General features: G+C 58.2%; 12 protein-coding genes. 7 read left to right on the top strand and 5 right to left on the bottom strand.

Annotated features, from left to right (window positions below):
• Positions 1-369: 369 nt before the first annotated feature.
• On the top strand, positions 370-1,107 hold the full coding sequence (locus tag KDX30_RS28380; RefSeq protein WP_099269299.1) for an IclR family transcriptional regulator: 738 nt from the start codon (positions 370-372) through the stop codon (positions 1,105-1,107).
• A 78-nt stretch (positions 1,108-1,185) separates the two neighbouring features.
• On the opposite strand, the gene KDX30_RS28375 is transcribed toward KDX30_RS28380, so the two are convergent.
• Together KDX30_RS28375 and KDX30_RS28370 are read right to left on the bottom strand one after the other, a co-directional pair.
• Complete coding sequence (locus KDX30_RS28375; protein ID WP_122398297.1) at positions 1,186-2,505, bottom strand: MFS transporter; 1,320 nt, start codon at positions 2,503-2,505, stop codon at positions 1,186-1,188.
• A 77-nt stretch (positions 2,506-2,582) separates the two neighbouring features.
• Positions 2,583-3,560 (bottom strand): hydroxyacid dehydrogenase, encoded by a 978-nt coding sequence (locus KDX30_RS28370; protein ID WP_231673683.1) that lies wholly within the window; start codon positions 3,558-3,560, stop codon positions 2,583-2,585.
• A gap of 336 nt (positions 3,561-3,896) precedes the next feature.
• Between KDX30_RS28370 and KDX30_RS28365 the strand changes: the two genes are divergently transcribed.
• A complete protein-coding gene (locus KDX30_RS28365) occupies positions 3,897-4,574 on the top strand; it encodes an RraA family protein (protein WP_027901385.1) in 678 nt (225 codons plus the stop codon).
• Positions 4,575-4,688: 114 nt separating this feature from the next.
• Positions 4,689-5,951, top strand: a complete 1,263-nt coding sequence (locus KDX30_RS28360; protein ID WP_406644018.1) for an MFS transporter — start codon at positions 4,689-4,691, stop codon at positions 5,949-5,951.
• A 4-nt stretch (positions 5,952-5,955) separates the two neighbouring features.
• On the opposite strand, the gene KDX30_RS28355 is transcribed toward KDX30_RS28360, so the two are convergent.
• Positions 5,956-6,852 carry a LysR family transcriptional regulator gene (locus KDX30_RS28355; protein ID WP_231678142.1) on the bottom strand — a complete coding sequence of 299 codons (897 nt, stop codon included), beginning with the start codon at positions 6,850-6,852 and terminating at the stop codon, positions 5,956-5,958.
• A 96-nt stretch (positions 6,853-6,948) separates the two neighbouring features.
• Between KDX30_RS28355 and KDX30_RS28350 the strand changes: the two genes are divergently transcribed.
• Entirely contained in the window at positions 6,949-8,073 is a 1,125-nt protein-coding gene (locus KDX30_RS28350; RefSeq protein ID WP_406644017.1) for a DSD1 family PLP-dependent enzyme, read from the top strand.
• Between the two features lie 982 nt (positions 8,074-9,055).
• Here KDX30_RS28350 and KDX30_RS28345 read toward each other — a convergent pair.
• Both KDX30_RS28345 and KDX30_RS28340 read right to left on the bottom strand, forming a co-directional pair.
• Positions 9,056-10,066, bottom strand: coding sequence for an aldo/keto reductase (locus KDX30_RS28345; RefSeq protein ID WP_099270355.1), 1,011 nt, complete (start codon positions 10,064-10,066; stop codon positions 9,056-9,058).
• Positions 10,067-10,167: 101 nt separating this feature from the next.
• Positions 10,168-11,061, bottom strand: a complete 894-nt coding sequence (locus tag KDX30_RS28340; protein WP_231678140.1) for a LysR family transcriptional regulator — start codon at positions 11,059-11,061, stop codon at positions 10,168-10,170.
• Positions 11,062-11,574: 513 nt separating this feature from the next.
• Between KDX30_RS28340 and paoA the strand changes: the two genes are divergently transcribed.
• Genes paoA through paoC form a run of 3 tightly spaced genes read left to right on the top strand, consistent with a single transcriptional unit; the run spans position 11,575 to position 15,349 of the window.
• On the top strand, positions 11,575-12,201 hold the full coding sequence (gene paoA / locus KDX30_RS28335) for an aldehyde dehydrogenase iron-sulfur subunit PaoA (protein ID WP_231678143.1): 627 nt from the start codon (positions 11,575-11,577) through the stop codon (positions 12,199-12,201).
• The gene (locus KDX30_RS28330) at positions 12,198-13,154 is read left to right on the top strand and encodes an FAD binding domain-containing protein (protein ID WP_231678139.1); all 957 of its coding nucleotides are present in this window, start codon (positions 12,198-12,200) and stop codon (positions 13,152-13,154) included. The genes paoA and KDX30_RS28330 overlap by 4 nt, the downstream gene beginning before the upstream one ends.
• The gene (gene paoC / locus KDX30_RS28325; RefSeq protein ID WP_231678138.1) at positions 13,151-15,349 is read left to right on the top strand and encodes an aldehyde oxidoreductase molybdenum-binding subunit PaoC; all 2,199 of its coding nucleotides are present in this window, start codon (positions 13,151-13,153) and stop codon (positions 15,347-15,349) included. The genes KDX30_RS28330 and paoC overlap by 4 nt, the downstream gene beginning before the upstream one ends.
• The last annotated feature ends 365 nt before the right edge of the window (positions 15,350-15,714 follow it).

Below are 15,714 nucleotides of genomic sequence, written 5' to 3'. Positions count from 1 at the left end.
CTTGAGACAGGCACAATTCCCGTGGGAGCGAATTCATTCGCGAAGGGGCCGGTACATCCACAGGATTGCGTGATCAGGAATGCCGTCTTCCCGAATGAATTCGGTCCCACAGGACTGCGCAGGTTCTGTCGGTACCTGTTCTGGACTCAGCTCCGATGTCTCTTCTATTGCTACACGACCTCGCCCGGGATGCCCGCAATGGCAGCCCGGCGATCAATGATCAGCATGCAACAGCCCCGCCCTGCCTTGGTGTAAGATCTCCCTCCGCCAAAATGCTCACAGCGCCCGGCGTCACCAGCCTCTTGCCTGGCGACGAAAGCGCTGATCCGCCTGATCATGGCCCGGACCATTTCAATGAAGGAGACCCTGATGGTAAAAACGCGCCCTCGTCCTACGGTAAATGGTGTCGCTTCGGCTGATCGCGTGTTGACGGTACTGACCGCTTTTCGAATCGGCGATTCGGCTCTGGGCCTGGCGGAACTGGCCGAACGGACGGGCCTGATCAAAAGCACCATCATGCGTTTGATGGTGTCTCTGGAAACCCATGGTTTTATTACCCGGATGGCAGACGGTCGGTATCAGCTTGCCAGCGAAGTCATGCGGCTCAATGCCGTCTATCAGGACTCCCTGGATCTGGAACGCTACATCACTCCGCTGCTCCATCACCTCACCCAGGAAACAGGCGAGACGGCCTCATTCTATGTTCGTCATGGCGCCTATCGCCTGTGTCAGTTCAGGGTCAATTCCCCCCATAGCCTGCGCCTGCATCTGCAGCCCGGCGACATACGCCCGATGGATAACGCGGCCAGTGCCGAAGCCTTGCGTACGCCGTACAAAGTGGCCAGAGAGCTCACTGAACCGTTCTACTCCTGCGGAGCCACAGACCCCCATGCAGCCTCAATCGCGCTGCCTATTTTCGCGACGAGCCAGGAACTGGTTGGAGCGCTGGTTATCTCCGGACCTGCCAGCCGCCTGACCGCTGAACGCGTCCAGCTGATTCGCACACTGTTCCTCGAAACAGCCCGGCAGTTGACGCGTAGCCTGGGCGGTAATGCCCTCTCGCTACCCGTTGATCCTGTAGCGGCTCCCTCCGACACACGTGATTGAAAAAAAGGCCCAACCATCAAGGTTGAGCCTTTAGTTCGGGTCAGAGGTGACCCGGCATCAATCAGTCAGCGTACAAATTCAGCCCTGTGCAGTCTCCATGTTCTGTTCTTTCAGACGTTTACGTCCCATGACCACGACCATCACAGCACCGGCCGCACACAGCGCAGCCAGCGGCATCAAGGCCAATGCGTAACTGCCGGTAGCGCCGTGGATCGTCCCGTAGACGTTGACCATCACCCCGCCACCGATCAGGTTTGCCAGTGCGCCAATGGCAGCCAGCCCTGCAGCAGCCGTCGACGAGGAAAGCCAACCCGATGCCAACGCCCAGAATGGACCTTTCATCGAGTAGGCGCCGATCAACACCATGCTGAGCAAAAACACCGTAGCGACAAGCGAAGATGTCACCAGTGCCAGCAGCAACCCGGCAGTAATCAACAGCAAGGTCGTCGCGGTATGCCAGCGACGCTCGCCGGTCTTGTCCGAGCTACGTCCCCAGATAATCATCGCGATCGACGCCAGCCCGTAGGGAATTGCGTTGACCAATCCGATTTCGATATTGCTCAAGCCAAACGTCTTGAGCAATTGCGGCGCCCAGACGCTCATGGTGCTGCCCGCTGCAGACGCGCCAGAATAGATCAGCGCCATGACCCAGATGTCTTTATGGCGCAGAAGCTTCCAGAGCGATATATGGCCGATAGCCGTTTTGTTCTGACGTTCCTGAGCCAGGCGACTGGTGAGCCAGCCGCGCTGCTCGTCATCGAGCCATTTGGCCTGCTCAGGGCGATCGGTCAGAACGAACAGACAGGCAATACCCAGCAATACCGCCGGAATCCCCTCGAGAATGAACAACCAGTGCCAGCCGCGCATGCCAAACCAGCCGTCGAGGCTCAGTAGCAAGCCTGAAAGCGGCGAACCGATAAAGTTGGCACCGGGAATGGCGACCATGAAGATAGCAACCATGCGACCACGATAAGCCGAAGGCAGCCAATAAGTGAGGTAAAGCAAAACGCCGGGGAAGAAGCCCGCTTCTGCTGCACCGAGCAGGAAGCGCATCACGTAAAGGGAATTGGCGCCCTGCACAAAAGCCGTCCCTGCCGAGATCAGCCCCCACGTCACCATAATCCGCGCGATCCAGATTCGTGCGCCGAACTTCTGCAGTGCAAGGTTGCTGGGTACTTCGATCAGAAAGTACGAAACGAAAAACAGGCTGCTGGCAAAACCGAAGATGGCCGGGGTGAGCCCCAGATCCTGGTTCATTTGTAGCGAGGCCATACCAATGTTGCCGCGGTCAATAATTGCAATCAGGTAACAAACGATCAAAAAGGGCAGCAAGCGCCATGCAACCTTACGCATGGTGGCTCGCTCAATGGCACTGATCCCGGCTGAGGGGGTGGACATGGCGTTCTCCTGGTTCTTGTTCTTAGAGATCTGATATCAAAACGCTAAATGTCGAAAGGACATTTAACGCTGGCCTGTCAATTGTCTAGAAGGTGACGATTGACCACTGAACGGGGCTCCGGCGGCACACCCTCCCAGAACCCGATGATTTGCTGAGTGACCAAAAGGCCGACCCTGTCTCTGGACTCTGCGGTATTGGCTCCGACATGGGGTGTGGCAACCAGCGATGGCAGCCCCCACAACGGACTGTCCGCTGCTGGCGGTTCGGGATGGAAGGTGTCCAGACCGGCACCGAAAATACGTCGTTCGCCAAGCGCCTGGACCAGCGCCTCGGTATTAATCAACTCACCGCGAGCCGTATTGATCAGGATGCTGCCAGGGCGCATGCGGGCAAACTGTTCGGCACCGAACAGGTTGCGATTCTCTTCCGTTAACGGGCAATGCAGGCTGATGACATCACTGTCCCGCAGTAGCTCATTGAAGTCGGTGACGCGCTCGACGTTCGGCAACTCAGGGAGACGAGCCAGGTACGGATCATAAATCTTCACCTTCATCCGCAAGGGGGTGACCAGATCCAGAAGGATGCGCCCGATGGAGCCCAGCCCTACTAGCCCAAGGGTTTTCCCGGACAGCTCGATGCCATTGGCAGTGGCTTTGTCCCAGTGGCCGTCTCGCATGCGCGCATCAAGTAATGCGGTCTGCCGTGCGACGCTGAACATCAGGGCAAATGCATGCTCTGCCACTGACTGCGCGTTCGCGCCCATCGCAATGGTGACCGGAATTTTCAGCTCCGCGGCGGCAGCGATATCAATGGTGTCAAAACCGACCCCATGTTTCGCAATGATCGAGAGTTTTGAGGACGCAGCCATCATCTCCCGGGTGAGATTGCCTTGGCGGACAATAATCGCATCGGGCTGGTTGGCAGTGATGATCTGCAGCAGTTCTTCGGCGGGCGCATAGGGCGTGGTCGGGATCACCTGAACGCCCTTCGCTGCGGCGAATGCCATAGCGTCAGACGTCAGTTGAGGACCAGTCAGAAGGATGGTTCGGGTCATGTGCACACCTTGGATTTTTTGTGTGAGTGCGTTGTTGTGCCGTCCGTTTGAAAGTGCGGCTTGGCAAAAACATACCATAATGAAATGGCGTTGCAATAAAAATAATAGAAAACGCCAACCCCAGACCTGAATTTCAAAAAAGCGGACGCAAGCCGAGAAATAAACCCAGTAAACATTGCCGATCTGTTTTTAAGCTCCTCGCAATATCGATCCAACACCGACCAAAACCCACACCAAACTTTAAATGTGTTGAGTTTTATGAAATGGCATTCTATTTTTGTAATACGCCGATAATCAAAGTCGGTGGCCTACAAGAAATCATCAGAGGAATGCCGAATGTCCATCGGATTCAGAGTTCTGCCCCACACCCGAAAAGTCAGCGCAGAATGGGTCGAGCGTTATCGCGACGTTCCTGTCGCAAACATCAGTGACTCCATGAATCGCATGACAGCGGGCGGTGCGCGTCTGCGTGCCATGCATCGGCAAGGTGTGCTTGTCGGACCGGCACTTACCGTCAAGGCCCGGCCCGGCGACAATTTGATGCTGCATTACGCAATCGACATCGCCCAACCGGGTGACGTAATCGTTGTGGACGCTGGCGGGGATCTGAGCAACGCCTTGATTGGCGAGATGATGGTCGCGTATGCAATCAAAAAGGGCGTGGCAGGCATCGTCATCAATGGGGCTATCAGGGACGCTGCGAGTATCGGTGCCGGTGACTTCCCGCTGTTCGCGGCCGGGGTCACACACCGCGGCCCTTACAAGGATGGCCCGGGAGAGATCAACGTCCCCATTGCCATCGACGGCATGGTGATCGAGCCGGGGGATCTGGTCATAGGTGATGACGATGGCTTGTTGTGCGTGCCTTATGATCAGGTAGAAAGCGTCCATGGACGCGCCCACGCCAAGCATGCGGCTGAGCAGAAGCAGCTCCAGCAAATAGCCCTGGGTGAAAATGACCGCTCATGGGTTCTGGCATCGCTGATTGAAAAAGGCTGCGAACTCCCGTCCTGAATGCCCATCGGGGCAGTCAGCACCTGATCGCCCCGACTGTCGCTCATTCATTTATGCTTGTGCAGATGAGCGTGCCAGACAGCACGCGCGTTGGCTCAGGAAAAAAGGCAGAAAGTGAACACTCCCTCGCGACCAAAACCTCGGCACTGGCCTGCTCCGATTCGTGCCCTCAAGCACAAAAATTTCCAGATTTATTTCGCAGGGCAAGCCGTCTCGACATTGGGCAAATGGGTGCAACAGGTCGCCCTCGCCTGGCTTGCCTACCACCTGACTTCCTCGCCGCTCCTGCTCGGTGCAATCACCTTCCTGACATTGGTCCCGCAATTGCTGATCGGTCCTCTCGCCGGGGCCTGGACCGATCGTCATGACAAGCGACGCTTGTTGATCATCGTTCAGTCGATGCTTGCCGTGCAGTCGCTCTGCCTGGCGATCCTGACCTGGGGCAACTGGATAAACAGCGAATCAATCATCGCCATGGCGTTGTTGTTGGGTCTGTTGAACGCATTCGAGACACCTTTGCGCCAGGCGTTGATTGGCAGCTTCGTGACAGATCCGTCGGACTTGCCAAACGCCCTGGTGCTGAATGCGATGCTGATCAACGCAGCGCGTTTCGTCGGCCCGCCGCTGGCAGGGCTGCTCATCGCCTGGAGCGGAGAAGCCGGCTGTTTCCTGCTCACAGCCTTTGCGTTCGCCATGCTGCTGATCGGCCTGCTCAAGGTACGCGGCACTCCGACCCCACGTGCTAAAGGCTCCACCCGGGAAATCTTTCAGGAAGGTCTGAGATACCTGTGGACCACACTGAGCATCAGGCGGCTGTTGCTCAGTGTGATCATGGTCAACCTGCTTGCCTCCTGCTACACCGTGCTGCTGCCCATTCTGGCCAGGGACGTTTTTGCCGGGAATGCTCAGACCCTGGGTTGGCTATGGGGCGCTGCCGGCGCAGGTGCCTTCGCTGCCACCTTGTTTCTGGCCTTCACCAGCCCACTGCGTAAACCGCGCAGGATCATTGATACCGGCGCTTTATTGTGTGCACTCGCGCTCTGCATCATGGGATTGAGCGCCCCTCTGTGGCTGGCCCTGCTCACCTTGGCGCTACTGGGTTTTGGCATTACCGTCAGCAACGTAAGTAGCAACATGCTGCTGCAGACCCAGGCGCCGGAGAAATTGCGCGGCAGAATCGTCGCCTTCTATATCGCCATGCGCTTTGGTTTCGAGGCCATCGGCGGGCTGCTGGCCGGGACAGTGGCTGCGGTCATTGGTGCGCAATGGACACTGGCGTTTGCAGGCATAGCGTTGCTGCTCTACTGCTTCATCAACTGGCAGCTTGAGAGCAGACGGCCTGTCCCTGGTGTTTCGGGAGATTCCAGTGCTTTATGAAGTTTTAATCGGGCTCTATATCCGAGAGTGACTGCTGCAGAAACGCCACCAATGCCTGCAACCGCGCCGTACGATTTTTCCGGGAGCGCACCAGCAAGCTGACAGGCGCGCTATCGAACTCCCACTCCGGCAAGACCCGCACCAGTGCCCCGCTCGCCAACGCCTCCTTGATGTCCCATTGAGAACGTAACACCAGGCCCAGGTCTTGCTCGGCCCAACGCCGGGCCACGCTGCCGTCATTACTGAGCATTGCCGGTTCGATCCGCAGGGTGCGCCGCGTTGATTGCTTGCGCAGTTGCCAGAGGGTGACGTCCTCTTCATTTTCTCGAATGCAGATACACCGATGCTGCAACAAATCTTCGGCGGACTCAGGCATTCCGTATCGCTCAAGATACCTCGGGCTCGCGCACAACCAACGCTCGTTGTGGGCAAGAGTACGTACCACCCAGGAACTCTCGCTGACACTGCCGATATGAATCACTGCGTCGCAGTCGTGGCGGTCCGGCCAGGGTGTTTCGCGCAAATCCAGATGCACTCGCACGTCGGGGTGCAGTCGGGCGAAACGTGCCAGTAACGGCGCGATCCGCGACCGGCCATAACCGAACGGCGCTGCCAGTCTCAGCGTGCCGCTCAGTTGATCATCGGCCTGCTTGAAATCCTCCGGCAGTGCTTCCAGTTGCTCCAGCAGCAAGGCGCTTTGTCGGGCAAAACGCTCACCCTCGGCGGTCAGGCTCAAACGTCGGGCAGTCCGGTTCGCGAGGCTGATTCCCAGCAACCCTTCCAGCTTGCGCAGACGCATGGAGAGCGCCGGAGGCGAGACATTCATGCTTCTGGCTGCCGCGCTGAGGGATTCGGAACGGGCAAGCGTCACTGCCAGACGCAAATCTTCGATGGCAATCATTCAATTTCACTTAATGATAAATGCCATTGTATTGAAGCACAGACTTACGTTGACGACGTAGATTGGCGACACACGCAGCCAACATGAGCCATGAACATGCCGACACTTCAGACCTTGGACACACCCGCCGCCGTCATCGACATCCCCCGCATGCAGCGCAACATCCAGCGCATGCAGCAACGGATGGACACGCTGGGCGTCCGCCTGCGCCCCCATGTGAAAACCAGCAAATGCCTGTCCGTCATCGACGCCCAGCGCGGGGCCGGAGCACAAGGCATCACAGTGTCCACGTTGAAAGAAGCCGCGCACTGTTTCTCCCATGGCATCGACGACATTCTTTACGGCGTGGCCATGGCACCCGGGAAATTGCAGCAGGCGCTTGAGTTACGGCTGAAAGGATGTCGCTTGAGCATCGTGACTGACAGTCTGGTCGGCGCCCAGGCCATCGTCAGCTTTGGCAGAGACCATGGGCATCGCTTCGAGGTCTGGATCGAAATCGACAGCGACAGCCATCGCTCTGGACTGAAAGTCGAGGATCCGACGCTGCTGCATGTTGCGCGCACGCTTCATGAAGGAGGCATGCAACTGCTCGGTGTCATGACCCACGCCGGTTCAAGTTACGAGCTGGATAATCCGGAAGCGTTGCAGGCCATGGCCGAACAGGAACGTCGGGCCTGCGTAATGGCTGCGCAAAAGCTCCGTGCGCAAGGGATGCCCTGCCCCGAAGTCAGCATCGGCTCGACGCCCACTGCGCTGTCAGCCACCAGCCTTGAAGGCGTGACGGAAGTTCGTGCGGGGGTTTATGTATTTTTTGATCTGGTGATGCTTAACGTTGGCATCTGCCAGCCAGATGAACTGGCCCTGAGCGTGCTGACCACGGTCATTGGTCATCAGGAGGAAAAAGGCTGGATCATCACCGACGCGGGCTGGATGGCTATGAGTCGGGATCGTGGTACCCAAAAGCAGAAACGCGACTTCGGTTATGGACAGGTCTGCACCGAAAGCGGTGACTGGATTGAAGGTGCGGTGTTTGAAGGGGCCAATCAGGAGCACGGGATTGTCAGTACCTGCGAAGCTCATATCACCGATCGCTATCCGATTGGCAGCCGCCTGCGCATTCTTCCTAACCATGCGTGCGCCACAGGCGCGCAGTTTCCGGAATATCAGGCGGTTGATGCTGAAGGTCAGGTGCAGGTTTGGGGGCGGCTTTATGGGTGGTAAAGTGCATTTGCCTTGAACAAATGTTTTGTGTACATATCCGTTATTCGGTAATGGCTGGTATTGGTTGCGCTTTTACAGCGCCTCACTTTTGAAAGCGCAAAAGTAAGCAAAACGCTCTTGCTCCACCACTGGGTCCCTCGCTGGCGCTCGGCATGCCCGTAATCCGACATTGCTGCGTGGGGCCGCCGCCACCGGCCATCCATGGCCTGAGGCGGCTAAACCGGCATCCCTGCCGGTTTGCCCCACGCAGCAATATCGGACTCCGGCCGGCGTGGTTTGACGGGGCGCTTAAGATCAAAATCAAAAGCAGATCAAAAGCAGATCAAAAGCAGCTCCGATGCCTTTCAGAACCGGCGTTGATTGGACGCGATTTTATGTGGGTGATTCTATGTTGGCCTGCAAGTTGATCCCGGTGGGAGCGAATTCATTCGCGAAGAGGCCAGTGCATGCGCCGCATTTGTGCAGCCTGAAATACAGCCTTCCCTAATGAAGTGGAGCGCTAACCTGGGTGCGAAGCTTGCCCGCGATAAACGATAAAGCGAGTGTATCTGACTCACCGAGGAGTCTGTATCGCGGGCAAGCCACGCTCCCACAGGCTTCTTGCTTGTCGAGCGACAACACGTCGTCGAAGGTAGACCGGTAAGTTCACACAGCCAGGTCGGCTGTCAGGCCGCCGCGCTTTTGATTTTGATCTTAGGCGCCCCGTTAAACCAAGCCGGCCGGAATTCGATATTGCTGTGTGGGGTGAACCGGCAGGGATGCCGGTTTAGCCGCCTCAGGCCATGGATGGCCGGTGGCGGCAGCCCCACGCAGCAATGTCGGATTACGGGCATGCCGAGCGACAGCGAGGCACCCAGTGGTGGGGCAAGAGCCTTTTGGTTACTTTTGGCTGGGCCGGCTTCCGGCTGTTCAAAAGTGACGCGCTGTAAAAGCGCAACTAATACCAGCCGTCACCAAATAACGGATATGTACACAACCAAAACTACCCCACCTTACGCCCCTGCACCGGATAACCCGGATCGGTATAGCCATGGGTCGACGTATGCCCCGGCACCACAAGGCTGTCCACCAGCTTCTCATCGTCCGGCCCCAGCTCCAGGCTCAACGCATCCATATATGTATCCCAATGCGCCTCAGTCCGGGGCCCGGCGATCGCGGCGCTGATCAGCTTGTTCTTCAAGACCCAGGCCAGCGCGAATGCAATAGACGTAGTGCCCCGCTCAGCCGCATGTCCGGCGATCGTCTGAGCGATTTTCAGCGACTCGGGACGCCACTCGGTCTGCTGCAAACGCTTGTCACCGCGGGCCGCTCGGGAGTCTGCCGGAATGTCTGCATCAACCCCGTACTTGCCGCTCAACACCCCCCGCGCCAACGGGCTGTAAGACACAACACCCAATCCGTACTGCTCGGCCGCCGGCAATTGCTCCACCTCCGCACTGCGGTCGACAATGTTGTACAGCGGCTCACTCGCCACCGGCCGTTCGATACCCAACTGATCAGCGATGCGGACCATCTCGGCAATGCGCCAGCCATGGAAGTTGGAGACACCGTAGTAGCGGATCTTGCCCTGACGAATCAGGTCGCCGATGGCTCGAACGCCTTCTTCCATCGGTGCATCAGTCAGCGCCCGATGGAAATACAGCACGTCGATGTAATCGGTACCCAATCGTTTAAGGCTGGCTTCAACGGACTGCATGATCCATTTACGCGACTGGCCTTGCTCATTTGGTCCTTGGGTCCGAGGCGTGGGGTAACCGAACTTGGTCGCCAGTACCCAACTGTCACGTTGCCGGGCAATGGCACGACCGACGACTTGTTCAGAACCACCGGCATGATAGGCATCAGCCGTATCGAGAAAATTGACGCCCTGTTCGAACGCCTTATCGATGATGCGTTTAGACGTTGGCTCATCCGTTTCGCCGCCAAACATCATGGCGCCCAGGCACAGGGGGGAGACTTTCAGAGCGCTGCGGCCCAGATATCGGTAGTCCATAAGGTCCTCTCGAGAATGGCTGAAATACACATTCAGCCCATCCTAAAGAACCGGGGATTATTGAGTAAGCCCGAAAAGCGAGATGCAGTCATGAGCAATATTCATGTGTTCAGCCGTAAGGCATCGACCACGATTGCCAAGGCCCGGGAGCTTTGACGGCGACTGGCGTAATACAGATGCAGGCCCGGAAAAGTCGGAAACCAGTCCTCCAGCACCCAGTTCAAACGACCCGCATCGACGTGCGGCTGTGCCAGGTCTTCAGGCATATAGGCCAGACCACCGCCATCAATGGCGGCCTGAAGTATCTGATACACACCGTTGAAGGTCAGTTGCCCGTCTACGCGGATCTGCAACTCATCTTTGCCATTCGCCAGTTCCCAGGCATAACAACCGCCATGGGTCGGCAGGCGCAGGTTGATGCAGTTGTGCTGATGCAGATCATCGGGTTTGAGCGGCATGGCGCGGTTTGCGAGATAGGACGGCGCGCCCACGATGGACATGCGCATGTCCGGTGCAATACGTACCGCGATCATGTCCTTGGCGACCTGATCGCCGAGCCGCACTCCGATGTCGTAACGCTGAGCGACGATGTCCGTCAGACCGTAATCGGTAATGATCTCGACTTTGAGGTCGGGGTACATCGGCAGGACTTTCGCCAGCCTCGGCCAAAGAACCGTGTTGGCGCTGTGGTCGGTGGCGGTAATACGGATAGTGCCGCGCGGCTTGTCCCGCATGCCCGTTACTTCGGCCAGATCAGCATCTATTTCTTCAAATCGTGGCGCCAGGCTTTCGAACAGCCGCTCACCTGCTTCGGTAGGTGCCACGCTGCGGGTGGTGCGAGTCAGCAACCGTACGCCGAGCCGTGTCTCCAGCGAGCGAATGGTATGACTCAAGGCGGACTGAGAAACCCCAAGCTGGGCCGCCGCGCGAGTAAAGCTCCTTTCACGGGCAACCGCGATGAATGCCAGCAAATCGTTGTAACTGTCCCGCGCCATTCATGAGCCCTCGTCATCTAATGACTGGATTAAACCAGCTATCGCTTAATCGCCCACGCTATTTGTTTGCAAGATGTATCGGGACACCCACGTCCGAATAGGCGTCAAGCGCCCGTACACATGGGTTCAGAGGGGATTGATGAGCTCAGTTCAGGTGTGTATTGCGATCTTTGCGCGTAGTCCTGCAAGACTCTGCCGACTAACGTCACAGCTCTCGCACACCTTCTCCAAGCCACCACGAATTCATGAGCAGAATGCATAACTGTTAGCGAGCAGAAACCGCAAACTTTCTACGCAAGCGGCGAGTCGTAACTTTGACTTGTACGAAATTGACCTGAACGAAACATGCCCCACCTGAAACCGGCCAGCCGGACCAGGCCTGAAGGCGCAAAGACGCCCGGCACTAGCGAACTTGATGACAAGGTGTCGATACGGACGCCGCTGCCAAGCCACTGCTGAATTCGCAGCCATCCCCATGCATAGGGGAACAAAATAATGGACGACCGTGACCTGATGAAAATAACCAGACGCAAATTCCTGATCGTGGGCGCGGTGACCGCGACCACGGCCGTACTTCCGCCGTTCATTTCCGCCCTGGCATCGGCGGCCAACCAGATGGCTCGCCCGGTCCGCGCACCGGTTGCACTTGAAGTGAATGGCGTGGCTCGCCAGCTGGATCTGGATACCCGCACCACGTTGCTCGACGCTCTGCGCGAGCACTTGCATCTGACGGGCACCAAAAAAGGCTGTGACCATGGCCAGTGCGGTGCCTGCACCGTGATCGTCAACGGCAAACGCGTCAACTCATGCCTGACCCTCGCGGTCATGCAGCAAGGCTCGAAAGTGACCACGGTGGAAGGCCTGGGCACGCCCGACAAATTGCACGCGATGCAGGCCGCTTTCATCAAGCACGATGGCTTCCAGTGCGGCTATTGCACACCGGGGCAAATCTGTTCTGCAGTGGCTGTCCTAGATGAGATTCGTCAGGGTATCCCCAGCCACGTCAGCCAGAGCCTGACTGACCGTCCGCAACTGATCGCCAGTGAATTCCAGGAACGCATGAGCGGCAATATCTGCCGCTGCGGTGCGTACTCCAACATCATTGCCGCCATCAGCGAAGTCGCGGAGGTGAACGCATGAGGCCTTTTACTTATGTACGGGCGCAGTCGCCCGCCGAAGCGGCGGCACAGGCTGCACAGACCGAAGGGGCCAAGTTCATCGCTGGCGGGACCAACCTGCTGGACTTGATGAAGCTGGAAATCGAAACCCCGATGCACCTGATCGACGTCAATGACCTTGCGCTGGATCGTATAGAAGCGACGCCCGAAGGCGGCCTGCGGATCGGCGCACTGGTGCGCAACACCGATCTGGCCGCTGACGCCCGGGTGCGCAAGGATTACGGCTTGCTCTCCCGAGCATTGCTGGCCGGCGCTTCCGGGCAATTGCGCAACGCTGCGACCACGGCGGGCAACCTGCTGCAGCGAACCCGTTGCCCATATTTCTACGACACCAATCAGGCCTGCAACAAACGCCATCCGGGCAGTGGTTGCGCAGCGATTGGCGGGGTCACGCGGCAACTGGGGATTATCGGTGTGAGCAGCGCCTGCATCGCCACCCATCCGAGCGACATGGCCATCGCCATGCGGGTACTGGATGCCCAGGTTGAGACCGTACGCCCGGACGGCACCACCCGGGTCATTCCCATCGCCGAATTTCATCGCCTGCCCGGCAATACGCCTAACATCGAAACATCGCTGGCAGCCAACGAATTGATCACCGCCGTTACCCTGCCCGCGCCGATTGGCGGCACCCACATCTACCAGAAAGTTCGTGACCGGGCTTCCTACGCATTTGCGCTGATTTCAGTTGCAGCGGTGATTCAAAGCAACGGCAAAGGCCGTGTCGCGCTGGGCGGTGTTGCACCTAAACCCTGGCGCGTTGAAGACGCTGACTCGCTGATGCCAGACGGTGCCAAAGCGGTCATGGCCAAGCTACTGGCCGGCGCCACGCCGACCCACGAAAATGAATTCAAGGTCACGCTTGCCGAGCGCACGCTGGCTTCGGTCATGGCGCAAGCGAGGGCTACCTCATGAAATTCGATACCCCGGCCAGCACCAACCCCATCGACCAGCTCAAAGTGGTCGGCAAAGCAACGCCGCGCATCGACGGCAAACTGAAAACAACCGGTCAGGCGCACTACGCCTATGAACATCACGACGTCGTGCCGAATCAGGCTTATGGCTATGTGGTGACCTCCGCCATTGCCAAGGGCCGTATCGGTTCAATGAATCTGGAGGCCGCCAACGCAGCGCCGGGTGTCATCGGGATCGTTACCGCAGCCAGCGCGGGCAAACTTGGCAAAGGCAAATACAACACCGCCACACTGCTCGGCGGCCCCGAGATCCAGCACTATCATCAGGCGATCGCGCTGGTGGTGGCAGAGTCCTTCGAGCAGGCACGCACCGCTGCGCAACTGGTGCAGGTCGAGTACCTGCGCACTAACGGCAAATACGATCTGGGCGGCGACCTGAATGCAGCCGTGAAGCCTGAAGGTGAATCACCCGATACCGCACGCGGCGACTTTGCCGGTGCATTCAGTTCGGCGGCGGTGCAATTCGATGCGACCTATACAACCCCGGATCAGTCCCACGCAGCCATGGAACCGCATACCTCCATGGCGACCTGGGAAGGCGAAAAGCTGACCCTGTGGACGTCCAACCAGATGATCGCCTGGAGCGTTGGCGATATCGCTACCACGCTGGGCATGGCCAAGGAAAATGTGCGTCTGGTCTCGCCTTATATCGGCGGTGGCTTCGGCGGCAAACTGTTCATCCGCTCTGATGCGATCCTTGCTGCGCTGGGTTCTCGGCAGTGCGGCCGTCCGGTCAAGGTCGCGCTGGCCCGCCCGCAGATCATCAACAACACCACGCACCGCCCGGCCACTATTCAGCGGATCCGCATCGGCGCAGGTCAGGATGGCAAGATCACTGCGATTGCCCACGAAGGCTGGTCCGGTGATCTGGCGGGTGGCGGTGTAGAGAACGCCGTACAGCCCACCCAGTTTCTATATGCCGGTGAAAACCGCATGACCGCCATGCGCCTCGCCACGCTGGACCTGCCGGAAGGCAATGCCATGCGAGCACCGGGGGAAACGCCGGGGTTGATGGCGCTGGAAATTGCCATGGACGAGATGGCGGAGAAGCTCAACATGGACCCTATTGAGTTCAGGGTCCTGAACGATACTCAAGTCGATCCTAACAATCCGCAGCGGCCCTTCTCGCAACGTAACCTGATCCAGTGCCTGCAAACCGGTGCCGAGCGCTTTGGCTGGAACAAACGCAACCCGCGTCCCGGTACGCAGCGCGAAGGCAATTGGCTGATTGGCATGGGCGTCGGCTGCGCCTATCGCAACAATCTCCTGCTCAAATCCGGCGCCCGGGTACGTCTGGGCAGCAACGGGAAGGTCACGGTCGAAACCGATATGACTGACATCGGTACTGGCAGCTACACGATCATTGCCCAGACCGCGGCAGAAATGATGGGCGTCACGCTGGATGACGTGGTGGTGCGTCTGGGTGATTCGGACTTCCCGGTGTCAGCGGGTTCCGGCGGCCAGTTCGGTGCCAACTGCTCGACTGCCGGGGTTTACGCGGCCTGCGTGAAGCTGCGTGAAGCCGTCACCCAACGACTGGGTTACACCGCCAACGATGCGGTTTTCGCGGACGGTCAAGTGCAGTTCGCAGGACGTAGCGTTCCGCTGGGTCAGGCTGCGCGTAACGGCGAGCTGGTGGCCGAGGACTCCATCGAGTTTGCGGAACTCGCCAAGAAGTACCAGCAATCCACCTTCGGCGCGCACTTCGTTGAAGTTGCCGTCAACATGGCCACAGGGGAAACCCGTGTACGGCGCATGCTGGCTGTCTGTGCAGCAGGTCGCATTCTCAATCCGACCTCGGCCCGCAGCCAGGTAATCGGGGCGATGACCATGGGCGTCGGCGCAGCGCTGATGGAAGAGCTTGCCGTGGATAAACGACTGGGATTTTTCGTCAACCACGACCTGGCTGGATATGAGGTGCCGGTACACGCCGACATTCCCGAGCAAGAAGTGATTTTCCTCGACGAAACCGACCCGATGTCATCGCCCATGAAAGCCAAGGGCGTCGGCGAACTGGGCTTGTGCGGCGTGAGCGCGGCCATTGCCAACGCGATTTACAACGCGACTGGGGCAAGGGTTCGGGAGTATCCGATTACGTTGGACAAAGTCCTGAAATCTTTGCCTGAAATGATTTAGGCAAACAGATACACGTTTCTCTGTAGGAGCTGCCGAAGGCTGCGATGGCGGTGTGTCAGGACGAATGCTTTCGCAGCCTTCGGCAGCTCCTACAGGGAACGTGTTTCGAGTCAGGCAATCGCGTTTGCAATCCTGTGGGACCGAATTCATTCGCGAAGGCGGTGTTCCTGGGGGTAAATCTGCAGCGCATACACCTGCCTCTTCGCGAATGAATTCGCTCCCACGAACAACCGTGCATTCAAGTGGTTTGGCGGTGAAAACATAATCCTGTGGGAGATTCTATGGTTGTGATCAAGCCATAACCCACCCTTTGGGTTGATATTCGCTCTGATTTTTCATCAGGGCGAACGCCACCCGAGCGAGTT

The sequence above is a fragment of the Pseudomonas quasicaspiana genome (assembly GCF_021147825.1).
In the GTDB taxonomy this organism is placed as follows: domain Bacteria; phylum Pseudomonadota; class Gammaproteobacteria; order Pseudomonadales; family Pseudomonadaceae; genus Aquipseudomonas; species Aquipseudomonas quasicaspiana.
This window is presented reverse-complemented; position numbering and strand designations above follow the sequence as displayed.